This is a genomic window from Microbacterium saperdae (genome assembly GCF_006716345.1).
In the GTDB taxonomy this organism is placed as follows: domain Bacteria; phylum Actinomycetota; class Actinomycetes; order Actinomycetales; family Microbacteriaceae; genus Microbacterium; species Microbacterium saperdae.
In genome coordinates, this window is record NZ_VFOX01000002.1 from 716,243 (window position 1) to 736,991 (window position 20,749).

Below are 20,749 nucleotides of genomic sequence, written 5' to 3' on the forward strand. Positions count from 1 at the left end.
CCCCGTCATCCGCGGTACGCGCGGGGGCTCACCCCGTGCACCTTCTTGAACTGTCGCGCGAAGTAGAACGCATCGGGGAATCCGACCTCGGCCGCGATGCTCGCGATCGTCCAGTTGGTGATGTGGAGCAGCTCGCGCGCCCGCGCCATGCGCAGCATCGTCAGGTATCGCAGCACCGGCTGCCCGGTGTGCCGCTTGAACAGCGAGCTGAAATGCGAGGTGCTCAGCGCGACGGATGCCGCGAGATCCGACACGCTCAACGGCTCCGCGAGATGCTCGCGCAGATACTGCACGCTCTGCTCGATCAGCTCGTCGGTGTCGTCCGCCGCCGTGCGGCTCGCGGCGAGGTGGGTCAGCGCGTGCCACGCGGCTCCGGACGCGGCCAGAAGACTCGGCAGCGTGGTGTCGCGCTCGGCCCACTGCAGGATCTCGGTCAGCAGCGTCGCGACGCGGTGCGGGTCGTGCGGTCGTCGCACCGGGTTCTCGATCGTCATCCCCGCCCGCTCGAGGAAGCGCTCCAGCTCCGGGCCTGCGGCGTGGAACCACCACAGCGTCCACGGATCGTCCTCATCGGCGCCGTACGCGTGCTCGTGTCCTGGTGGCAGGACGAGAACCTGGCCTCGCGTGACGGGGAAGTGACCGGTTGCGGTCTCGCACCACCCCGCCCCGTCGACGCAGACGATCACGACGACCTCATCGATCGCCGTGGTGCGTCGTTTTCCGTGCGATTGGGCGCGAGGGAAGTACCCGCAGTCGGTCACGATGAGCTGGGGGGTCCCCGGCATGCGGAAGACCTCGTTCACGAGGGGCCGGGGGAGGACGAGCATGCGCTGTCCAGGGAATCCGTCGGGGATGAGCACGATCCGAGTATCGACGGCGAGAAGCGAAATGTCCATGTCGACCATCGGTTGACGCCTTGGTCATCGTGGCCGGCGCGCTCTAGCGTGGAGTCGTCGCGGGTGATCCGCGTCGGCGAAGAAGCTCGGCAGTGACCGCGGAACGAGGACTCGAAGATGACCCACACAGCAACGCAGCGCCCGCTCGCCGCCGAAGACGTCGTGCACCTGCGTGCGGGAGGGACGAGCGTGGTCGTGCTCCTCTCGGATGAGCGGCTGCCGCGCATCCTGCACTGGGGTGAAGATCTCGGTGAGCTCCGTGCCCAGGACCTGGTCTCTCTCGCCGCGACGGCGATGCCCGGCATCGGCGACAGCGCCGTGACCTACCCGCAGCCGGTCCCGGTGCTCGCGCAGCTGCCGGAGGGGTGGATGGGCCGTCCGGGGTTGATCGCCGATCGCGACGGCGCCCAGTGGGCGGCGAAGTTCACGGTGTCGTCCTTCACGTGCGTCGACGGCGACGAGGCGCAGGCGCTCACCGTCTCGGCGGTCGATGAGCAGTACGGGCTCGACCTCGTGGTCGAGATCGAGGTGCTCCACGCCAGCGGGCTCGTGCGCCAGCGCGCGACGCTGCGCAATGCGCGTGCGGGCCGACTGCGCGTCGGAGCGCTCGAGCTCGCGCTTCCGGTCCCGGCGGAGGCGGACGAGGTCATGGATCTGACCGGACGCTGGGCTCTGGAGCGCGTCCCGCAGCGTCGGGCCTTCGACGTGGGCGAGTGGGTGCGCACCTCGCGGGGCGGCAAGCCGGGACTCGAGCACACCATGCTCGTCCTGGCGGGACGGCGGGGATTCGGGTTCCGCTCCGGCCGCGTCTGGGCGACGCACCTCGCATGGAGCGGGAATCAGACCCTGGGCGCAGAGCGCACCCCGGCCGACGTGCGCCGTCTCGTCGCCTCGGAGGTGCTCGTGGCCGATGAGGTCACCCTCGACGCCGACGAGCAGTACGTCAGCCCCTGGCAGTACGGGTCGTGGGGAGACGGACTGGATGAGCTGGCCGCGCGATTCCACCGTCATCTGCGCGCTTCCCCTGCGCATCCGGGCACTCCGCGACCGGTCATCCTCAACACCTGGGAGGCGGTGTACTTCGATCACGATCCGACGACGCTCATCGCCCTCGCGGAGCGCGGAGCGGAGGCGGGCGCCGAGCGGTTCGTGGTGGATGACGGCTGGTTCGTCGGTCGACGAGACGACACGACATCGCTCGGAGACTGGACGATCGATCGGGAGCGCTGGCCCGATGGGCTCGCTCCGCTCGCGAACCGTGTGCGGGAGCTGGGCATGGACTTCGGCCTGTGGTTCGAGCCGGAGATGATCAATCTCGACTCCGACCTCGCGCGCGCACATCCCGAGTGGCTCTTCGACGCCGGGCATGGAGCGGGAATGCCCTCTCGCCATCAGCATGTGCTCGATCTCGGTCATCCGGATGCCGAGCAGTACGTGCTCGAGGCCGTGTCGGCGTTGGTCGCGGAGCTCGACATCGCGTACATCAAGTGGGACCACAACCGCTATCTGCTCGATGCGGGCCACACGCCCACGGGCACGGCCGGATACCGCGCGCACACCCTCGCCGCATACCGGGTCATGGACGAACTGCACCGGCGGCATCCGGGGCTCGAGATCGAGTCGTGCGCGTCCGGCGGTGGGCGCATCGACCTCGGAGTGCTCGCGCGTACGCAGCGGGTGTGGCCGAGCGACTGCAACGACCCGCACGAGCGCATGGAGATCCAGCGCTGGACCGGACTCCTCGTGCCGCCGGAGTACCAGGGGACGCACATCGGCGCGGAGCACTCGCACACCACGCACCGCCAGCATCCGCTGTCGTATCGCGGCGAGAAGGCCATCTGGGGAAACCTCGGGGTCGAGCTCAACCTCCTCGTGGAAGACGAGGGCAGCCGGGCGGCGGTCGCGTCGTGGATCGCCCTGCACAAGCGGTTCCGCTCGCTGCTGCATGGCGGGGTGAGCGTGCACGCCGACCTCGCCGAACCGGCAGCCCGTCTCGAGGGGGTCGTCGCCGCTGACGGCTCCGAGGCCCTCTTCGCGCTCTCGCTGACGGAGCGCCCGCGCACATGGCCGCTGGGGAGACTCACGATTCCCGGCCTCGATGACGACCGGACCTACCGTGTGACGAGGGTCACCCCCGAAGCCGAACCGCTAGGCGACGCGCAGCCGATGTGGCTCGCGGACGGCGTCGAGCTCCCGGGGCGCGTGCTCAGGGTCGTCGGCGTGGAGATGCCGAACCTCGACCCCGATCGCTCCGTGCTCCTGCGCTTCGAGGGCTGACCGCGGGCCCTGACGGCGCGGCGGTCAGGCGCGCGGCCGCCGGCGAACGAGGCGCAGTATGACGCCGAGGATCAGCAGCACGACGGCGAGCACGCCGACGGCTGCGGCTCCGGCGATGTCGAAGATCGACTGGATCGGCCCGACGGTGAATCGTCCGCCCTCCACGGGGCCGTCGCACGTGAGCGCGGTGTTCCCCGCGGTGGCGGTGACGAAGCTGCCCTGCGCGTCCCATGCTTCCGGCACCAGCAGACCCTGCATGGTCATGTCGGGGCGCAGCTGCACGTCTCCCCCGTCGGCGATCGTTCCGGTGCAGTCGATGTCGCCCCACCGGTCCGAGGGAGTGACGTAGATCGCATGCGTGCCGGCGGAGAGCTCGACCTGCATCGTCTCTCCGAACGGCGTCGGCGGGGCAAGGCGGAAACCCGGGCTGAAGGCCAGGAAGGCGGCAGCGGCGAGCGAGAGGAGGCCGATCAGGATCAGGATCCACCAGGCGCGTCGCGGCCGCAGCTCGCTCATCCGGAGTGACGCTCCAGATTCACGGATGCCCAGGCACCGAGCTGATCGAGGATCGGCAGCAGCCCCTGTCCGCTCGCGGTGAGGGTGTACGACACCGTGACCGGGGGGCCCGCGTCGACCGTGCGGGCGACGAGTCCGGCCTGGGCCAGCTCGGCGAGTCGATCGGAGAGCACGGTGTCGCTGATGCCGGCCACGGCGCGGCGCAGCGCGACGAAGGTCGACGGTCCGCCGCCGAGCGACGAGACGATCATGCCGTTCCACCGCTTGCCGAGCACGCTGAAGGCCAGTGTGACCGCCGCGTCACACGCATGGATCTCTGCCTCGGCGTCCGCCATGACCCCATCCTACATGTGCTACGTTAACCGCTGTCGCTAGGAAAAACCTAGTGACTACGAAAACGAAAGGCAGCCCCATGTCGCTGTTCCGCCTGGATGCCAGCATCCTCCCCGCGTCGTCCGCCAGCCGCTCGCTCGCCGACCTCGTCGAAGCCGAGTGGTCGGCATCCCACCCGGACTCCACGGTGACGCGACGCGACGTCGCGGCGGACCCCGTGCCGGCGACGGCGTGGACGGATGCCGTGACCTCCGGCTTCGTCGAGGCGGCGCAGCGCACCGAGGGGCAGAACCGGGCGCGCGCCCTCGCGACCCGGTTCGCCGACGAGCTGATCGACGCCGATGCGCTGCTGTTCGCGGTGCCGCTGTACAACTACGGCGTCTCGCAGCACTTCAAGACCTGGTTCGACCTGGCCTACACCGACGAGCGCATCAGCCCCACCGGCACGGCTCTGCAGGGCAAGCCCGCGACCCTCGTCACGGTGCTCGGCGGCAACTACGCCCCCGGTACCCCGAAGGACGGCTGGGACCACTCGACCGGATGGCTGCGCCGCGTGCTGGCGGACGTCTGGGGCCTCGACCTGCGCGTCGTGCAGCGTCCGTTCACCCTGGTCGGCGTCAACCCTGCCCTCGATGCCTTCGCCGACACGGCTCGCGAGCTCAAGGAGAACGCCGAGAGCGACGCGCGCACCTACGGCCGCGAGATCGCGGCGCTCCGCGGCAACGTCGCCTGAGACGGACGGCGGACCGGGGAGCGCGCTCAGCCGGCGGTCGGAAACGGATGCGGCAGCCACACCGTCACGATCAGTCCGCCCTCGGCGCGGGGCGTCAGCACCAGCGTGCCGTCGTGCGCCTCGGTGATGCGTTGAGCGATCGCGAGGCCGAGTCCGACGCCGACATGATCCTCGCTGCGCGTGCGCTCGGCGCCGCGCTGGAAGGGCTCGACGAGGGTCGCGACCCGGTGCGCCGTGATCGGCTCCCCGGTGTTCTCGACCACGAGGGCGACCGCGTGCGGCAGTGCGTGGGTGCGGATCGCCACGTGCCCGCCGAAGGACAGGTTGTGCACGAGCGCGTTGTGCACGAGGTTGGTGGCCAGCTGCTGCAGCAGCGCCGATGATCCGCGCACCATTGCAGGGTCGCCTCCGACGTCGATCGTGATGCCCCGACGGTCCGCCAGCGGCAGCAGCTGTTCCACCGCCTCTTCAGAGAGCAGCGAGAGATCGAGGATCTCCCGTGTGAACGCCCGACGATCGGCCCGGCTGAGCAGCAGCAGCGCCTCGGTCAGGTCGATCGCGCGGGTGTTGACCTCCCGCAGGCGTGCGATGAGCGCATCGATGTCACGCTCGGGATCGGTGCGGGCGACCTCCAGCAGCGTCTGCGAGATCGCCAGCGGCGTGCGCAGTTCGTGCGAGGCGTTCGCTGCGAAGCGCTGCTGTTCCGCCACGTGCGCTTCGAGCCGGTCGAGCATCGAGTCGAACACATCGGCCAGGTCGCGGAACTCGTCGCGCGGACCCTCGAGTGCCACGCGGTGCGACAGCGACCCCTGGGCGGCGAGCTGCGCGGCGCGGCTGATCCGGTCGAGCGGCGCGAGCATGCGGCCGGCCAGCAGCCATCCTCCGGCGAGGCCGAACACGAGGAGCACGATCATCACGACGACGGCGACCGGGAGGAATGCCCGGATCAGGTCGGAGCGGTTCGGCACGAAGAACTCCGTGACGGGGATCTGCACGTCCGGTACATACCGCAGCAGGTAGGCGGCCACGGCGGCGAGCAGCAGCCCTCCCGACACCACGACGATGCCCGCATAGCTCAGGGTGAGCTTGAGGCGCGCGCTCATCCCGCGGCGTCTACGCATCGGCATCCGTCCCGATCCGATAGCCGACACCGGGGACGGTGAGGATGAGCCACGGCTCCCCGAGCCGTTTGCGCAGCGACGACACCGTGATGCGCACGGCGTTCGTGAACGGGTCGGCGTTCTCGTCCCAGGCCCGCTCCAGCAGCTGTTCGGCGCTCACCACGCCGCCGTCGGCGTCGATCAGCACCTCCAGCACCGCGAACTGCTTGCGGGTCAGGGCGACGTAGCGGCCGTCGCGGAACACCTCGCGCCGGAAGGGGTCGAGTCGCAGGCCGGCGACCTCCAGCACGGGCGGGCGCACGCGCTGACGGCGACGGTCCAGCGCCCGCAGACGCAGCACGAGCTCCCGCAGTTCGAACGGCTTGGTGAGGTAGTCGTCGGCGCCGAGCTCGAACCCGGAGGCCTTGTCGTCGAGGTGGTCGGCCGCCGTCAGCATGAGGATCGGGATGCCGCTGCCGGATGCCACGATCCACCGCGCGATCTCGTCGCCGTTCGGGCCCGGGATGTCGCGGTCGAGCACGGCGAGGTCGTAGGAGTTGATGCTCAGCAGCTCGAGCGCCGCGTCGCCGTCGCCGGCGATGTCGGCGGCGATCGCCTCCAGCCGCAACCCGTCGCGGACGGCCTCGGCGAGGTAGGGCTCGTCCTCGACGATCAGCACACGCATGGCTCAGATCCTACGCACCGCCGTATATCGGGAGCATATGAAGAACCGCATACGCCCCGGCAACAGGTCGCTGAGTTGGCTGGAGACATGAACAGCACCACCGTGTCTCCTCCATCCCGTGTACGGCGCCGTCGAAGGATCGTCCTCACGGTCGTCGGCCTCATCGCCGCGGTCATCGTCGCGTTCGCCGTGCAGCAGTCGCTCGCCGCGGCATCCGCCGCCGTCCCCTCGGGACAGGGCACCGCGACCGGGGAGGCGATGCCGAGCGGAGCGATCGACGGGTCCGTCGTCGCGCCGAGCGAGGTCGACGGAGTGATCCGCGACGGCGACCAGCCGACCGTGTTCGACGTGGACCGGGTCGCGGTGTCGAAGCTCGATCCGGCGCTGCTCGCGGCGTTGCAGCGCGCAGCCACGGATGCCGCCGACTCCGGGGTGACCTTCCTCGTCAACAGCGGTTGGCGTTCACCGGTGCTGCAGGACCGGATGCTGCAGGACGCGATCTCGCACTACGGCTCCGAGGCCGAGGCCGCGCGCTGGGTCGCCTCCTCCACCACCTCTGCGCACGTCTCGGGCGACGCGGTCGACCTCGGGCCGCTCCCGACTCTGGACTGGCTGGCGCAGCACGGCGCCGACTACGGCCTGTGCCAGATCTACGGAAATGAGTCCTGGCACTACGAGCTGCGACCCGAGGCGGCCGCGCAGGGCTGCCCGCAGATGTACAACGACCCGACCGAAGATCCGAGGATGCAGCGATGACCGTCGTGCTCACGCCCGCACGGGCGACCCTGTCCGCACTGCCCGTGCCGACACTCCAGACGATCCCCGATGCGGTCGCCGCGAACGTGCACCTGGTGCGTGCCGCGACCGCGTCGATCATCATGGCGGTCGTGAAGGCCGACGGCTACGGGCACGGCGCGGTCACCGTCGCGCGGGCGGCTGTCGATGCCGGAGCGGAATGGCTGGGGGTGACCGAGGTCGCGGAAGCCGTGGCGCTGCGCGAAGCCGGGCTCACGGTGCCGATCCTGTCGTGGCTGAACCCCGCGGGGGCGGATGCCCTGCTCGCCGCCGCGCACCGCATCGATGTCGCGGTGGGCTCGGTGGAGGAGCTGCGACAGCTGGTGGCTGATGCCGAGCAGCCCGTGCGGGTGCACCTGCATCTCGACACGGGAATGGCGCGCGGAGGGTGCGCGGTGGAGGACTGGGCCGAGCTGCTGCGCCTCGCGCGCCGAGCGGTCACAGGAGGGCGTATCGAGATCGTCGGGGTGATGGGGCATCTGCCGCGGGCGGATGAGGCGGACCCGGTGGCGAATGCTGCTGCCGTGCTGCGGATGCGGCAGGGGCGCGACGCCGTGCTGCGAGCCGGGTTCGGTCCGCTCCTGGTGCACCTCGCTGCGACGGCGGGCGCGCTGACCGACCCCACCACGCACTTCGGGATGGTGCGCATCGGCGCGGGGCTCGTCGGGATCGATCCGTCCGAGACGGTGGCGCTGGTCGGGGCGTCCCGGTTCACGGCATCCGTCGTGCACAGTGCGGGAGTGCCGGCCGGCACCGCGGTCGGATACGGAGGGACCTGCGTCATGACACGGGCGACGCATCTCAGCGTCGTCGGCGTGGGCTACGCCGACGGCATCCCGAGGCAGCTGAGCGCGGAGGCGGGAGTGGAGATCGGAGGGAGGCGGCATCCGATCGTCGGGAGGGTGTCGATGGATCAGATCGTGGTCGACACGGGCGAGGTGTCGTTCCCGCGGGGGACCGCGGTGACGCTGTACGGCCCCGACGGCGGGGCTGTGCCGTCCGTGCAGGACTGGGCGCGGTGGGCGGAGACCATTCCGCACACGATCGTGACGGGAATCGGCCCCCGCGTGCAGAGGAGCATCGCATGACGACGGACGTGCTGGTCATCGGCGGCGGACAGAACGCCGAGCATGAGGTCTCGCTGGCATCGGCGGCCGCGGTCGCCGCCGCGCTGCGGATGGGCGACCACACGGTCTCCACCGTGACGATCGATCGCGAAGGGATCTGGCGGGCGGACGGCATCCCGGCCGGCGTCTCGGCGGCGGAGTCGCTGGCTCTGGCCGTGCCGCTGCTGGGCAGGGCCGATGTCGTCTTCCCCGCGGTGCATGGAGCGCTCGGCGAGGATGGCGCCCTGGCGGCGGTGTGTGCGCTCGCTGGGGTGCGGGTGGTCGGATCAGAACTGCGCGCGGGTGCCATCGGCATGGACAAGTGGGCGACCAAGCTGGTGGCCGCTGCCGTGGGGCTGCGCACGGCGCGCGGACGGCTGGTCTCGGCGGCCGACATCGGCGACGTCGAGTTCGAGGGGCCGGTGGTCGTGAAGCCGGTGTCGGCGGGGTCGAGCTACGGAGTGGGTCTCGTGACGGAGGAGGACCAGCTGCTCGATGCGCTGCGGGAAGCGGCGCGGTTCGACAGCCGGATCCTGGTCGAGGAGGTCGTGCGGGGGCGCGAGATCGATGTGGCGGTGCTGCGGGAGGCGGGCGGTGTGCGCTGGGCGGCACCGCCCCTCGAGATCCATGCGACCGGGCTGTTCGACACCGCGACGAAGTACGACGGGAGCGCGCGGTTCGAGGTGCCGGCGTCGTTGGACGCGGCCGAGACGGCGGCGCTGAAGCGCGCGGCCATCGCCGTGTTCGATGCGCTCGGCTGCGCCGGCGTGGCGCGCATGGACTTCTTTCTCACCGACGACGGGCCGGTGCTCAACGAGGTCAACACCATGCCGGGTTTGACCGCGGCCTCACAGGTGCCCCGCATGTTCGCCGCCGCGGGTGTGAGCTACGTGGACCTGGTGGCGAGGCTGGTGCGGGCCGCCGCGGCGCGGTGAGCACGGCCGCGCGACGTGGCCTCGACTTTCGCGGAGGGAAGGCGGATGCTGGACGCATGACAGCGTTCACTGCAGAAGGCGCGTTCAGCGGGTTCAGCGTCGATGACATCGATGCGGCGGAGCAGTTCTACGGTTCCGCTCTCGGGCTCGACGTCCAGCGCAATGCCATGGGGTTCCTCGATCTGCGGTTGCCGAACGGCGGATCGATCCTCATCTATGCGAAGCCGAACCACGAACCGGCGAGCTTCACGATCCTGAACTTCCCGGTCCCCGACATCGATGCTGCCGTCGACGAGCTCATCTCCCGCGGAGTCACGACCAAGATCTACAGCGACGCCGAGTTCCCGTCCGACGACCGCGGCATCGTCCGCGGCGACGGGCGGGGACCGGACATCGCGTGGTTCCGCGACCCGGCGGGCAACGTGCTGGCCGTGCTGCAGGCCTGATCCTCCGCGGACGGCTCCTCGAACAGCACCACGCAGGTGCCGCTCGGAGTGCCGGTGATCCGGTAGCTCGCGGTGACGTCGTCGCTCGTGAGATGGAGCCGCAGGCCGGCAGGCGTGCGGCGAGGAACCTCGACGGCACCTCCGTCGAAAGGTCCTCCCTGGATCGTCAGCCGCACCGGCGCCATCCCGTGCTCAGAGCCGGTCGACCGCGGTGACCGTGACCACCGCAGCGCCTTCCGCATCGGAGGCGGCGAGGTCGACGGTGGCGGAGATTCCCCAGTCGTGGTCTCCGGCCGGGTCGTCGAGGATCTGACGGACCGTCCAGGTCTCGGCGCCCTCGGTGAGCAGCAGCAGCTTCGAGCTGCGGGCATCCGCACCGGTGAGGATCTCGTCGTGGTCGGCGAAGTAGCCGTCGAGCGCATCCGACCAGGCATCCGCGCCGAAGGCGGGATCGAACTCGGAGAGGGCATCCACGTCCTCACGCGCCGCGAGCTGCACACGGCGGAACAGCTCGTTGCGCACCAGGATGCGGAAAGCGCGCACGTTGCTCGTGAGGCGCTTGGGCGCGGGCGGCACGATCGGTTCGTCGCCGCCGTGCGCGGGGATGACGCCGCTCACCAGCTCCTCCCACTCGTCGAGCAGGCTCGAGTCGACCTGGCGCACGAGCTCGCCCAGCCACTCGATCAGGTCGCGGAGGTCCTCGTCCTTCAACTCTTCGGGGATGGTCTGCGATGCCGCGCGATACGCGTCGGAGAGGTACCGCAGCACCACGCCCTCTGAGCGGGCGATCTTGTAGTACGCGACATATTCCCCGAACGACATGGCCCGCTCGTACATGTCGCGCACCACCGACTTCGGGTGCAGCTCGAAATCGCGGATCCACGGCTGCGCCGCGCTGAATGTCTCGAACGCGGCGCTCAGGAGCTCGTCCAAGGGCTTCGGATAGGTCACCTGCTCGATCAGTTCCATGCGCTCGTCGTACTCGATGCCCTCGGCCTTCATCGCGCCGATCGCCTCGCCGCGGGCGAGGAACTCCTGTTGCCCGAGGATGGCGCGGGGGTCGTCGAGGGTCGATTCGACGATCGAGATCATGTCGAGCGCGTACTGCGCGGTTCCCGTGCCCGTCGAAGGGTCGGGGTCCAGCAGCTCGAACGCGGCGAGAGCGAACGGCGACAACGGCTGGTTCAGGGCGAAGTTCGGCTGCAGGTCGACCGTGAGGCGGATCTCACCGTCGGCCGTGCGCTCGACGATCCCGGATTCGCGCAGCGTGCGGTAGATGCCGATGGCGCGGATCGCGAGCTCGCGCTGACGCTTCCGCGGCTCGTGGTTGTCGTATGCCAGCGCACGCATATTGCCGAACACGTCTCCGCCGCGACCGATCACGTTGAGCATCATGGCGCTCGTGATCTGCATGTGCGAGGTCAGCGTCTCCGGTACCGCGTCGATGAGCTTGCGGAACGAGGGCTCACCCCAGGAGACGAAGCCGTCCGGCGCCTTCTTCCGGATGATCTTGCGCTTCTTCTTCGGATCGTCACCGGCCTTGCGGATCGCCGCCAGGTTCTCGGTCTCGTGCTCCGGCGCCTGAGCGACAACGGTGCCGGCGGTGTCGTACCCGGCGCGACCGGCACGCCCGGCGATCTGGTGGAATTCGCGGGCGTTGAGCTGCCGCATCCGGGTGCCGTCGAACTTCGCGAGTGCGGTGAGCAGCACCGTCCGGATGGGCACGTTGATGCCGACGCCGAGCGTGTCGGTGCCGCAGATCACGCGCAGCAGTCCGCGCTGCGCGAGCTGTTCGACCAGACGCCGGTACTTCGGCAGCATCCCCGCGTGGTGCACGCCGATGCCGGCGCGGAGAAAGTGCGACAGCGTCTTGCCGAACGCGGTGGTGAAGCGGAACCCGCCGATCAGCTCGGCGATCTGGTCGCGCTGCTCACGGGTGGCGACCTTGGTGCTCGACAGGGCCTGGGCGCGCTCCATCGCGGCCGCCTGCGAGAAGTGGACGATGTAGATCGGCGCCTGCCCCGTGCCCAGCAGGTCGTCGATGGTCTCGTGGATCGGTGTCTGCTCGTAGAAGAAGTGCAGCGGCACCGGGCGCTCGACACCCGTCACCGAGGCCGTCTCCCTGCCCGTGCGGCGAGACAGGTCGGCGGCGAGCTCCGTCACGTCACCGAGCGTCGCGGACATCAGGATGAACTGCGCCTGCGGCAACTCGAGCAGCGGCACCTGCCACGCCCAGCCGCGGTCGGGGTCGGCGTAGAAGTGGAACTCGTCCATCACGACCTGACCGACCGGCAGATCCGTGCCCTGACGGAGTGCGAGGTTCGCGAGGATCTCGGCCGTGCAGCAGATGATCGGCGCATCCGCGTTGACCGAGGAGTCGCCGGTGATCATGCCGACGTTCTCGGCGCCGAAGACATCGACGAGGGAGAAGAACTTCTCACTCACCAGCGCCTTGATCGGCGCGGTGTAGTAGCTGCGGACGCCGGCGTTCAGCGCAGAGAAGTGCGCGCCGATCGCGACGAGCGACTTACCGGTGCCCGTCGGAGTCGACAGGATCAGGTTCTTGCCCGAGACGATCTCGATGACCGCTTCGTCCTGCGCGGGGTACAGCCGGATCCCGGTGGACTCCGCCCACTCGACGAACGCCAGATAGACGGTGTCCGCATCGGCTCCGGCGGGAGGGGCGGCGTCGAGGAGGGAAGGCATGGTCCTCCGATCATCCCATCCCGGCCTGGACGAACCGACTCAGACCGCGGTCGCCGCCTGCAGGGCGATGCGGATCATGTCGCCGAAGGTCTGCTCGCGCTCCTGCGCCGTGGTCTCCTCGCCGGTGACGATGTGATCCGACACCGTGCAGATGCTCAGGGCCCGCCGGCCATGGAACGCGGCGAGGGTGTACAGCCCGCTGGTCTCCATCTCCACCCCGAGCGCGCCGTGCTGCACGAACGGTGCCGTGAGCTCGGGGCGCGTGCTGTAGAACTGGTCGCTCGACAGCAGCAGACCCACGTGCACGGCGGAGTCCAGCGGCTCGCGCTCGCTCGCCTCCACCGCGGCGCGCAGCAGCGAGAAGTCCGCGACGGGGGCGTAGTCGAGTCCGTGGAAGCGCACGCGGTTGATGCCGGAGTCCGTGCACGCGCCGTTCGCGATGATGATGTCGCGCACCTTCAGCCGCTCGGTCAGCGCGCCGCACGACCCCACGCGCACGATGGTCTGCACGTCATAGGAGGTGAACAGCTCGGTGGCGTAGATCGCCATCGAGGGCTGCCCCATGCCCGAGCCCTGCACGGAGACGCGGTGCCCTTCCCACGTGCCGGTGTAACCCAGCATTCCGCGGGTCTCGGAGTACAGCTCGGCGTCGTCGAGGAAGGTCTCGGCGATCCACTTCGCGCGCAGCGGGTCGCCGGGGAACAGGACGATAGGGGCGATCTGACCGGGCTCTGCGGCGATGTGCGTGCTCATCGACTCAGCGTAGGTCAGCCCTCGTTGCGCCGCACCATCTCGCCGATCCACAGCGGGGCGAACGGTGAGGTGCACCCGGGGGCCGTCGGATAGTCGGCCAGCACCTGCAGGTTCTCGCCGATCGCCAGCGCCCGCGCCCGCAGCGCCGGATGGTGGATGCCGATCTGCGCGAGGGTCTCGTTCATCGACCACTGCAGTCGCTTCGGGGCATCCTTCATATCGCGCTCGATCAGATCGAGGAGGTGCGCGAGGTCGAGTCCGTCCGGTTGCTTCATGACCCGCACCGAGGTGAGCGACCAGGCTGCGGCGGCGACCGTCGGGTCGGGGTCGTCGAACCAGCGCAGCCGCAGCTGCTCGGTCAGAGGCGTCTTCTTCGCGACGTAGTTCACGAACCAGTCGTTGACCTTGGGCGGACGCGTCTCGCGCAGCATGGCGTCGAGCTCGTCGGCGGTGAACGCACGAGGTGTGCAGATGAGCAGCGCGAGCAGGCGCGCCGGCGTCTCGCCCGTCTCCCACAGCTCCTTCGCGAGTGGCTGGTCCGTCTTGATGCGCTTCGCGAGGGCCCGCAGGCGGCTGAGGTTCATGCCGTGGTCGTCGCCGCGCTTCTCGTTCGCGGCGCGCATCTTCGGATCCTCGAGGGCGGCGAGTTCGCCGAGCGCCTCGGGCAGCGTCATGTCGGGCATGGGTCCAGGGTAGGCCGCACCTCAGTCCTCGACCAGCTGATCGCGGATGCGCCGCAGGTCCTCCATCATCGACCCGATGAGGATCCAGTGCTGCGACGCCGGCGGACGGATGACGAGGGGAGCCGTCAGCGCCGGGATCGCGGATGTCAGCGCCTCCGGCTCCGGGGCGACGTCGGCGATCTGCACCGCGAGGCGCACATCATGCCCGGCCCGACGCAGCTGCTCGGCGATCGCCGCAACGGCGGGCTCCTCGCCGATCGAGTCGTCGTAATGGTCGAAGTAGGCCCGCGTCATCCCGATCACCTGCGTGACGATGGGAGACAGCCGCTCCAGCAGCGCCCGCATCTCCCGTAGATCGGCGCGGTGGGTGGAGCGCCGAGGATTCAGCGTCAGCGACTCCTCGCCGGCCGCGATGGATGCTTCTGCCGCATCTTTCATGGGCCGCAGCAGCCGCGCCTCCAGCATCAGCTCCTGCAACCGGGCCGGACTCTGCGGGGACGGCAGCGCGTCGGCGAGACGATCCAGACAGGCGGCCAGCTCGCTGCCCAGCAGCCCGAGGTCGCGGCGGGCGGGGGCGACGAGCACCGGGGGCACGATCGCGGCGTTCACGACGATGCCGATCACGACGCCGATCAGCGTCTCCACGATGCGGGCGAACGCGTACTCGGGACTGGACGATCCGAGGGCGAGCACGAGCATCGCGGAGATCGCGACCTGGTTGCCCGTGCCGGGCGAGGCCCGGAACACCCACGCGACGAGCATCGCGACCACGATCGCGAGCAGCACGATCCAGCTCGGCGACCCCAGCAGCAGGCCGAGGGCGACGGCGATCACGACCCCGGCGATGACGCCGATGCTGCGCTCGAGCGCCTTCGACAGCGACTGGTTCACGCTCGGCTGCACGACCAGCAGGGCCGCGATCGCGGCGAAGACCGGGAGCTGCGCGGGGAACACCCACCCGGCGATCAACCACGCCGAGATCGTCGCTGCGGCGGACTTGACCACCTGCAGCAACGGGGAGCGCTGCGAGGCGCGGATCGCGGCGGGGATGCGCATGCTCACCACGGTAGTCGTGCGGCGGCGACACGGGTCCGAGCGATGCCGACAGCGCGCGGGGAACGCGCCGTCGACCCGCAGAAGTCAACCCCGTCGCGGTACGTCCACGCGAGGCGCTGAATGGGAGAACGCGCGCGACCGACAGCGAGGAGCACCGCATGGTGCAGATCATCGAGACGATCGACGTCGACGTCCCCATCGGGATGGCGTACGACCAATGGACCCGGTTCGAGAGCCTTCCGCAGTTCCTCGACGCCGTGGACTCCATCACCCCGATCGACGCCACACACACCCGGTGGACGGTGAGCATCGGCGGTGCGGCGCAACAGTTCGACGTGGAGCTCACCGAGCAGCATCCTGACGAGGGGCTCGCCTGGAACAGTGTCGGGGAGGCGCCGACGCATGCCGGGGTCGTCGCGTTCCATCGGCTGACCGAGGGGTCGACGCGCCTGACTCTGCAGGTCGACTGGGAGCCGGCGGGCTTCTTCGAGAAGATCGGCGTGCTCACCGGAGCCGGTGCGCGCGCCGTGAAGAAGGATCTGATCCATTTCAAGGCGTTCATCGAGAGTCGATCGGTCGGGGCGGGTACCGGTCACGGCGGAGCAGACGACTGACCCCGACAGGCCGGAGTCGATGCCGTCCCGGCGAGGGCGGACGCCGACGTCGCAGCCGCATGCTTGCATGGGCCACATGGAGCAGCAGTACCGACTGCAGGGTGAGACCAGAGCGGTCTGGGCGACCGCGATCTGCTTCGTGCTCGGCACGCTCGCGGGCGTCCTGCTGCTGGGCGCTGAACCGCGGCCGCTGACCGGTGTCGGCGGGCTCGCGCTGCCGATCGCCGCCATCGCCGGGGTGATCGCGGCCGCCGCCTTCATCGTGAGCACGCGGATGCATCGACAGGGAGAGACGGCAGCGATGCCCCGCTGGCAGGCCGTCGTCTCGGATGTCTCGGAGGTCGCGCTGACCGTCGTGTTCGGCGCGGTCACCGCGATGGGGGTGCTGCTGACGGCGGAGATCCTCGCGGTCGGATTGCGCGGACTCGCACTCGCGGCGATCGGCGGGGGACTGCTGGCGGGGGTCGCGGCGGCCGTGGGTGGACGGTTCGCGTTCGGCGCCGGCATCGGCCTGCGTACCGCCGACCTCGCGGGACTCCTGTTCGGCTACCTCGTGATCGGCACGCTGTTCGCGATGGTCACCGCCGCCGATCCGCGGTGGTGGGAGTCGAACTTCTCGCAGCTGGGAGGTGGGGCGGGGTCGTGGGCCTTCAACGGCACGCTCGTGATCGCCGGGCTCCTCGTCGCGACCGTGGGCTCCTACATCGGGCGCGATCTGCACCGGGCGCTCGGTGATCCGGCGCTGGTCCGCATCGCCGGCATCGTGACGCTGTGGGCGGCGACCGGGGCCGCGCTCGCCGCGGTGGGTCTGCTGCCGCTGCACCGGGTGCCGATCGCGCATGACGTGGCGGCGTTCGCGACGCTCGCGCTGTTCGCGGTGGCGATGGTGAGTACCGCGACCGCGGTGCCGGGGCCGCCGCGGGCTCTCGTGATCACCACGGTGGGCGTCGTGCTGCTCGTGGTCGTCGCGGTCGTGCTGTGCTTCGGCTTCGCACTGTTCAGCGTGACCGCGCTCGAGGCGATCGTGGTCGGTCTCGGTCTGCTCTGGATGACGACGCTGGTGCGCGTGCTCGCGATCGTCGCTCCGCCGGAGTCTCGTCCTTCGGCGAGGACCACGTTGAGGCGGGGTTCGTCGCCACCGGCCCGGAGCGGGTCGGCTTAGTCGCACGGGCGCACGCGGACGGGAAGATAGGGAATCCGTCGGATGTGGGCGGGGTGCCTCAGAGCGGAGTGTAGGGATATCGCACACCGTCGAGGAGAAGCCATGTACGAGCACCCCTATCTCAGCTATCAGGTCACCGAGTTCGAACGCGAGCAGCTGGAGCGCGCGGCCGAACGCCGTCGGATGCTGATCGAGCGTGCCGATCAGATCGTGCCGCGTGAGGCCGGAGCACTGCGGCGGATGCTGCACCGGATGCGCGGGCGCGCGGCGGCGGGCGTCGGAGCGGGAGCACAGGCCGTCGCCGCTCCCTCGGTGGAGCGTCGTTCCCCCGGCTCCTGCGAGCCGCTGACCGCGCGGTGAGCACCGCGATCGGGACGGCGCCGAACCGCGCGCAGCCCGTCGGGGACGACGTCCCGGATGTCGGCGGGGAGTGGGAGCATGAATCCATGCCCTCCTTCGCTCCCAGCTCCGCGATGGTCGGCCGCGACGCCGATCTCGCGGTCGTGCGGCGCGCGTTCGAGAGCGCCGTCGACGGGATGCCGGCGGCCCTCCTCGTCGAGGGGGAGGCCGGCATCGGCAAGTCGCGGTTGCTGCGGGAGTTCGCGGTGGAGGTCGCCGATCGGGCCGACGTGCACGTCGGCTGGTGCCTCGATCTCGGTGCGGCGCGCACACCGTACGGCCCTCTGACGGGCATCCTGCGTTCGCTCGTCGAGACGGTCGGCGTCGACGAGGCGCGCCAGGCCGTGGGGGTGGGCGCCGAGGCGCTCGGCATGCTGCTGCCCGCGCTGGCATCCGTGCCGACCGAGCGCGCCGGCACGAGTCCCGAGAGGTTGCGCGATGCGATCGCGACCCTCATCGAGACCGCGGCGGCGCGCGCCCCGCAGGTGCTGATCGTGGAAGACCTGCACTGGGCCGACGAGTCGACGCTCGCGATCCTCTCCTTCCTGCTGCGCACGCTCACGCGCGGAAGGATCCTCCTCCTTCTCAGCTGCCGCTCCGACGATGTGCGTCGTGGCGACGCGGTCAGCAGGTTCATCGCCGAGGCCGCCAGAGCGAGGTTGCTCGAGCGCGTGGCGCTGCAGCGTCTCGAGGCGGATGCCGTGAGGGCGCTCGCCGAGCAGATCACCGGCCATCCCCTCAGTGAGGGAGCGCTCGAGCGCGTGCAGGAGCGCGCCGAAGGAGTCCCCTTCTTCGTCGAGGAGATCGCCGGGTGCACGGCGGGTCCTCTGCCGGACGGCCTCCGCGACATCCTGCTCGGGCGGTTCGACCGTCTGGGCGACGATGCGCGTCGGGTGGTGCAGATCGCCTCCGGTGCGGAGCGCCCGCTCGCGCATCCGCTGCTCGTGCGCCTCACCGACCTGGGGGAGGAGCGGCTCGACGATGCGCTGCGTGAGGCGATGAGCAGCGGCATCCTCGTGATCTCCGACGATCTCTACCGCTTCCGGCACGCCCTTCTCCGCGAAGCCGTGCACGCAGACCTGCTGCCCGGTGAGCGTTCGCGGCTGCACCGCTCCTACGCCGAGACGCTCGAGGCGTACTGCGACGACACCGAGAGCGGCGACGCGGCGGCGCTGGCCTATCATTGGCAGCTCGCTCAGGACGAGCGCCGCGCCCTGATCGCGGCTGTCGAGGCGATGCGCCATGCCAAGGCCCGGTTCGCGTTCGGAGCGGCCGCGCGGTTCGGCGAACTCGCCCTCGACCTGTGGCCGCACGTGCCGGATGCGGCAGACGCGGCCGGCGTCGCGCATCTCGAACTGCTCCACACCCTCGGCTCGATCTTGCGCAATGCGGGCGACGGCGAACGGGCGCTCGCGGTCGCCAATCTCGCACTCGATGAGGTCGACTCCTCGACCATCGATCCTCGGCTGCATGCGCGGCTGCTCCGCAACAAGGCGCTGTATCTGGTGAATCTCGGCCGTGCCGGTGCAATTCCCCTGCTGCAGCAGGCACTCGCGATCGTCGACGAGAACGTCGACGATGACCGTCTCAGGGCGGAACTGCTGAACCAGTTGGCGAGTCGCCGCATGATCGCGGGTGACCGGGTCGAGGCGATCGCGATCGCGACCGAGGCCGCCGAGGTGGCCGAGCGCGCACACTCCGACGATCAGCTCTCGATCGCCGCGAACGTGCGCGGAGCGTCGCGCGCGCACCTGGGCGACATCGAGGGTGGCATCCGCGAATACGGGATCGCTCGCGACCTCGCCCGCGGTTCGACGGCCGAGATGCGTTATCGCGTCAACTACTCCGACCTGCTCGGACTGCTCGGGCGCTACCGTGAGGCGCTGCTGCTCGCCGAAGAGGGCCTCGCCCGTGCCCGCGTGCTCGGAGTGGAGCGCACATCGGGATCGATCATGGCGCAGAACATGGCGGTGCCGCTGCTCGAGCGCGGTGACATCGCCCGCGTCGAGGAGATGCTCGCACGTGACTTCATGCAGGGCACGCTGCGGGTGTTCCGCATGTACGCGACCATGACGCGGGTGCGCGTGCTGGCCTGGCGCGGTCGCTCCGCCGAGGCGGCCGACGCGATGCGCGAGTGGCTTCCGGCCTTCCGCGAGACCGGGGGCGTCGAGCGGCAGATCTGGTACGACAGCGTGGTGATGGCCGTGGCCGTCGCCGAGAGCGCCGGAGATCCGCGCGGAGCGCTCGCGGCCATCCTCGCGATGATCGACGACGAAGGACCGGCACTCCTGCATCAGCGACGTCTGCTGCTGCAGGCGGGGGCCATCATCGCCGAACTGCGCGCGTCCGGCGACGACGTGGTCGAGGCATCGCGTGCCGTCGCCGCGGCCTGGGCGGCGCAGTCGTCGCAGCTGAGAGCCGGGACATGGTCGTCACTCCTCGACGCGCTGCTCGTTCCGACGGCAGAGGCGCTCGACGCGGCGATCGACCTCGCCGACGGAGAGGACGTTCCGGTCACGTTCCGGGTCGTCACCCGGATCGAGCGCGCGCGGATGCTCGTGCACGCGGGGGAGCGCGCCGCGGCGGCCCCGCTGCTGGCCGACGCCGAGAAGATCGCCGACGAGCTCGGTCACGTGCAGCTGCAGGCGGCGGTCGCGGAGTTCGCCACAGCGGCCGGGTTGCGGGCGGGCGATGAAGACGAGGCCGCGCTCCTCACCGCACGCGAGCGCCAGGTGCTGGCGTTGATCGCCGAGGGACTCAGCAATCGCCAGATCGGCGAGCGACTGTTCATCAGTGCGAAGACGGTGAGCGTGCATGTCTCGGCGGTGCTGCGCAAGCTCGGGGTGAGCACGCGCACCGAGGCGGCGCTGACTGCCCGCGCCTCCGCCGTGCTGTCGTGAGCACGGCGCGACATGTCCGGAAGTCGGGGGCGCGCTACCAGGGACGGCGTGGTACGGTTGGCAACGTGCCTCTTCCTGGAGGCGTCATTCATCACCGGCCCGCGAACGCTTGCTGCGACGTGTGTGGCCCGACATCTGGATCCGAATTCTGCGCCGATCGGTTCGGCACGGATCCCCTGAAAACTTCGCCCCTTCCGTTCGGAGGGCGGCTCACTCGTATCCTCCGGTTGTTCCGGGGCGATGCACAAGCCGTGTAAAACAGCGGCTAGATCAACAGAAAGAAGAAACACATGGCCACTGGCACTGTGAAATGGTTCAACGCGGAAAAGGGCTTCGGCTTCATCGCTCCCGATGACGGCTCCGACGACCTGTTCGCCCACTACTCGGCGATCACGGGCTCGGGCTTCAAGGAGCTCCGCGAGAACCAGAAGGTCGAATTCGACGCTGAGCGTGGCCCCAAGGGCATGCAGGCGGCGAACATCCGCGCACTCTGAGCGCGCACTGATCGTCCGGAAGCCGGTCGGGCCCCTCGTGGGTCCGGCCGGCTTCTGCGTTCGCCGGGTGGCGGATGCGGTGAGGGCAGGCTCCGTATGTCCAGACCATGGGCTTATTAGGGATGCCTAACTTTCTGTTAGATTAGGCCAGGCTTACCAA

General features: G+C 69.9%; 20 protein-coding genes. 11 read left to right on the forward strand and 9 right to left on the reverse strand.

Going from position 1 to position 20,749, the window contains the following annotated elements:
- Nucleotides 1-5 precede the first annotated feature (5 nt).
- Nucleotides 6-896: an AraC family transcriptional regulator gene (locus FB560_RS18045; protein ID WP_170198208.1), complete on the reverse strand. Its 891-nt coding sequence runs from the start codon at nt 894-896 to the stop codon at nt 6-8.
- A 117-nt stretch (nt 897-1,013) separates the two neighbouring features.
- Between FB560_RS18045 and FB560_RS18050 the strand changes: the two genes are divergently transcribed.
- Entirely contained in the window at nt 1,014-3,173 is a 2,160-nt protein-coding gene (locus tag FB560_RS18050; RefSeq protein WP_141874093.1) for an alpha-galactosidase, read from the forward strand.
- Between the two features lie 24 nt (nt 3,174-3,197).
- Here the strand turns inward: FB560_RS18050 and FB560_RS18055 are convergent, their stop codons facing one another.
- On the reverse strand, nt 3,198-3,689 hold the full coding sequence (locus tag FB560_RS18055) for a hypothetical protein (RefSeq protein WP_141874094.1): 492 nt from the start codon (nt 3,687-3,689) through the stop codon (nt 3,198-3,200).
- Nucleotides 3,686-4,024, reverse strand: coding sequence for a winged helix-turn-helix transcriptional regulator (locus tag FB560_RS18060; protein ID WP_141874095.1), 339 nt, complete (start codon nt 4,022-4,024; stop codon nt 3,686-3,688). Before FB560_RS18060 ends, FB560_RS18055 begins: the two co-directional genes overlap by 4 nt.
- 77 nt (nt 4,025-4,101) lie before the next feature.
- Between FB560_RS18060 and FB560_RS18065 the strand changes: the two genes are divergently transcribed.
- Nucleotides 4,102-4,755: an FMN-dependent NADH-azoreductase gene (locus FB560_RS18065; RefSeq protein WP_141874096.1), complete on the forward strand. Its 654-nt coding sequence runs from the start codon at nt 4,102-4,104 to the stop codon at nt 4,753-4,755.
- A 26-nt stretch (nt 4,756-4,781) separates the two neighbouring features.
- Here FB560_RS18065 and FB560_RS18070 read toward each other — a convergent pair whose 3' ends face one another.
- Both FB560_RS18070 and FB560_RS18075 read right to left on the reverse strand, forming a co-directional pair.
- Entirely contained in the window at nt 4,782-5,858 is a 1,077-nt protein-coding gene (locus tag FB560_RS18070) for a sensor histidine kinase (protein WP_141874097.1), read from the reverse strand.
- Between the two features lie 10 nt (nt 5,859-5,868).
- Nucleotides 5,869-6,540: a response regulator transcription factor gene (locus FB560_RS18075; protein ID WP_141874098.1), complete on the reverse strand. Its 672-nt coding sequence runs from the start codon at nt 6,538-6,540 to the stop codon at nt 5,869-5,871.
- An 87-nt stretch (nt 6,541-6,627) separates the two neighbouring features.
- Here FB560_RS18075 and FB560_RS18080 point away from each other — a divergent pair, with 87 nt between their 5' ends.
- From FB560_RS18080 to FB560_RS18095, 4 genes are read left to right on the forward strand one after another with little or no spacing between them, the layout of a single operon-like run.
- Nucleotides 6,628-7,296, forward strand: coding sequence for a M15 family metallopeptidase (locus tag FB560_RS18080; protein ID WP_141874099.1), 669 nt, complete (start codon nt 6,628-6,630; stop codon nt 7,294-7,296).
- Complete coding sequence (alr, locus tag FB560_RS18085; RefSeq protein ID WP_141874100.1) at nt 7,293-8,423, forward strand: alanine racemase; 1,131 nt, start codon at nt 7,293-7,295, stop codon at nt 8,421-8,423. Before FB560_RS18080 ends, alr begins: the two co-directional genes overlap by 4 nt.
- Complete coding sequence (locus FB560_RS18090; RefSeq protein WP_141874101.1) at nt 8,420-9,376, forward strand: D-alanine--D-alanine ligase family protein; 957 nt, start codon at nt 8,420-8,422, stop codon at nt 9,374-9,376. The genes alr and FB560_RS18090 overlap by 4 nt, the downstream gene beginning before the upstream one ends.
- Before the next feature lie 56 nt (nt 9,377-9,432).
- Nucleotides 9,433-9,822 (forward strand): VOC family protein, encoded by a 390-nt coding sequence (locus FB560_RS18095; protein WP_141874102.1) that lies wholly within the window; start codon nt 9,433-9,435, stop codon nt 9,820-9,822.
- Between the two features lie 192 nt (nt 9,823-10,014).
- Here the strand turns inward: FB560_RS18095 and FB560_RS18100 are convergent, their stop codons facing one another.
- Genes FB560_RS18100 through FB560_RS18115 form a run of 4 tightly spaced genes read right to left on the reverse strand, consistent with a single transcriptional unit; the run spans nt 10,015 to nt 15,020 of the window.
- A complete protein-coding gene (locus FB560_RS18100; protein WP_141874103.1) occupies nt 10,015-12,528 on the reverse strand; it encodes a DEAD/DEAH box helicase in 2,514 nt (837 codons plus the stop codon).
- Between the two features lie 39 nt (nt 12,529-12,567).
- Entirely contained in the window at nt 12,568-13,281 is a 714-nt protein-coding gene (gene deoD / locus FB560_RS18105; RefSeq protein WP_141874104.1) for a purine-nucleoside phosphorylase, read from the reverse strand.
- A 14-nt stretch (nt 13,282-13,295) separates the two neighbouring features.
- Nucleotides 13,296-13,964, reverse strand: coding sequence for a DNA alkylation repair protein (locus tag FB560_RS18110; protein ID WP_141874105.1), 669 nt, complete (start codon nt 13,962-13,964; stop codon nt 13,296-13,298).
- Between the two features lie 21 nt (nt 13,965-13,985).
- Nucleotides 13,986-15,020 carry an FUSC family protein gene (locus FB560_RS18115; RefSeq protein WP_141874106.1) on the reverse strand — a complete coding sequence of 345 codons (1,035 nt, stop codon included), beginning with the start codon at nt 15,018-15,020 and terminating at the stop codon, nt 13,986-13,988.
- Nucleotides 15,021-15,178: 158 nt separating this feature from the next.
- On the opposite strand from FB560_RS18115, the gene FB560_RS18120 reads away from it, so the two are divergent.
- From FB560_RS18120 to FB560_RS18140, 5 genes are all read left to right on the forward strand, one after another.
- On the forward strand, nt 15,179-15,634 hold the full coding sequence (locus FB560_RS18120; RefSeq protein ID WP_141874107.1) for an SRPBCC family protein: 456 nt from the start codon (nt 15,179-15,181) through the stop codon (nt 15,632-15,634).
- A 76-nt stretch (nt 15,635-15,710) separates the two neighbouring features.
- Nucleotides 15,711-16,796, forward strand: coding sequence for a DUF998 domain-containing protein (locus FB560_RS18125; protein WP_229672996.1), 1,086 nt, complete (start codon nt 15,711-15,713; stop codon nt 16,794-16,796).
- Between the two features lie 102 nt (nt 16,797-16,898).
- Nucleotides 16,899-17,156 (forward strand): hypothetical protein, encoded by a 258-nt coding sequence (locus FB560_RS18130; RefSeq protein WP_141874109.1) that lies wholly within the window; start codon nt 16,899-16,901, stop codon nt 17,154-17,156.
- Between the two features lie 86 nt (nt 17,157-17,242).
- On the forward strand, nt 17,243-20,095 hold the full coding sequence (locus tag FB560_RS18135) for an ATP-binding protein (protein ID WP_141874110.1): 2,853 nt from the start codon (nt 17,243-17,245) through the stop codon (nt 20,093-20,095).
- A gap of 290 nt (nt 20,096-20,385) precedes the next feature.
- A complete protein-coding gene (locus tag FB560_RS18140; protein ID WP_141874111.1) occupies nt 20,386-20,589 on the forward strand; it encodes a cold-shock protein in 204 nt (67 codons plus the stop codon).
- Nucleotides 20,590-20,749 lie beyond the last annotated feature (160 nt).

Bases quoted from the DNA above. Each gene is read 5' to 3' on its own strand.
- FB560_RS18045 (WP_170198208.1), bottom strand. From the start codon at position 896: ATGGACATTTCGCTTCTCGCCGTCGATACTCGGATCGTGCTCATCCCC.
- FB560_RS18050 (WP_141874093.1), top strand. From the start codon at position 1,014: ATGACCCACACAGCAACGCAGCGCCCGCTCGCCGCCGAAGACGTCGTG.
- FB560_RS18055 (WP_141874094.1), bottom strand. From the start codon at position 3,689: ATGAGCGAGCTGCGGCCGCGACGCGCCTGGTGGATCCTGATCCTGATC.
- FB560_RS18060 (WP_141874095.1), bottom strand. From the start codon at position 4,024: ATGGCGGACGCCGAGGCAGAGATCCATGCGTGTGACGCGGCGGTCACA.
- FB560_RS18065 (WP_141874096.1), top strand. From the start codon at position 4,102: ATGTCGCTGTTCCGCCTGGATGCCAGCATCCTCCCCGCGTCGTCCGCC.
- FB560_RS18070 (WP_141874097.1), bottom strand. From the start codon at position 5,858: ATGAGCGCGCGCCTCAAGCTCACCCTGAGCTATGCGGGCATCGTCGTG.
- FB560_RS18075 (WP_141874098.1), bottom strand. From the start codon at position 6,540: ATGCGTGTGCTGATCGTCGAGGACGAGCCCTACCTCGCCGAGGCCGTC.
- FB560_RS18080 (WP_141874099.1), top strand. From the start codon at position 6,628: ATGAACAGCACCACCGTGTCTCCTCCATCCCGTGTACGGCGCCGTCGA.
- alr (WP_141874100.1), top strand. From the start codon at position 7,293: ATGACCGTCGTGCTCACGCCCGCACGGGCGACCCTGTCCGCACTGCCC.
- FB560_RS18090 (WP_141874101.1), top strand. From the start codon at position 8,420: ATGACGACGGACGTGCTGGTCATCGGCGGCGGACAGAACGCCGAGCAT.
- FB560_RS18095 (WP_141874102.1), top strand. From the start codon at position 9,433: ATGACAGCGTTCACTGCAGAAGGCGCGTTCAGCGGGTTCAGCGTCGAT.
- FB560_RS18100 (WP_141874103.1), bottom strand. From the start codon at position 12,528: ATGCCTTCCCTCCTCGACGCCGCCCCTCCCGCCGGAGCCGATGCGGAC.
- deoD (WP_141874104.1), bottom strand. From the start codon at position 13,281: ATGAGCACGCACATCGCCGCAGAGCCCGGTCAGATCGCCCCTATCGTC.
- FB560_RS18110 (WP_141874105.1), bottom strand. From the start codon at position 13,964: ATGCCCGACATGACGCTGCCCGAGGCGCTCGGCGAACTCGCCGCCCTC.
- FB560_RS18115 (WP_141874106.1), bottom strand. From the start codon at position 15,020: ATGCGCATCCCCGCCGCGATCCGCGCCTCGCAGCGCTCCCCGTTGCTG.
- FB560_RS18120 (WP_141874107.1), top strand. From the start codon at position 15,179: ATGGTGCAGATCATCGAGACGATCGACGTCGACGTCCCCATCGGGATG.
- FB560_RS18125 (WP_229672996.1), top strand. From the start codon at position 15,711: ATGGAGCAGCAGTACCGACTGCAGGGTGAGACCAGAGCGGTCTGGGCG.
- FB560_RS18130 (WP_141874109.1), top strand. From the start codon at position 16,899: ATGTACGAGCACCCCTATCTCAGCTATCAGGTCACCGAGTTCGAACGC.
- FB560_RS18135 (WP_141874110.1), top strand. From the start codon at position 17,243: ATGCCCTCCTTCGCTCCCAGCTCCGCGATGGTCGGCCGCGACGCCGAT.
- FB560_RS18140 (WP_141874111.1), top strand. From the start codon at position 20,386: ATGGCCACTGGCACTGTGAAATGGTTCAACGCGGAAAAGGGCTTCGGC.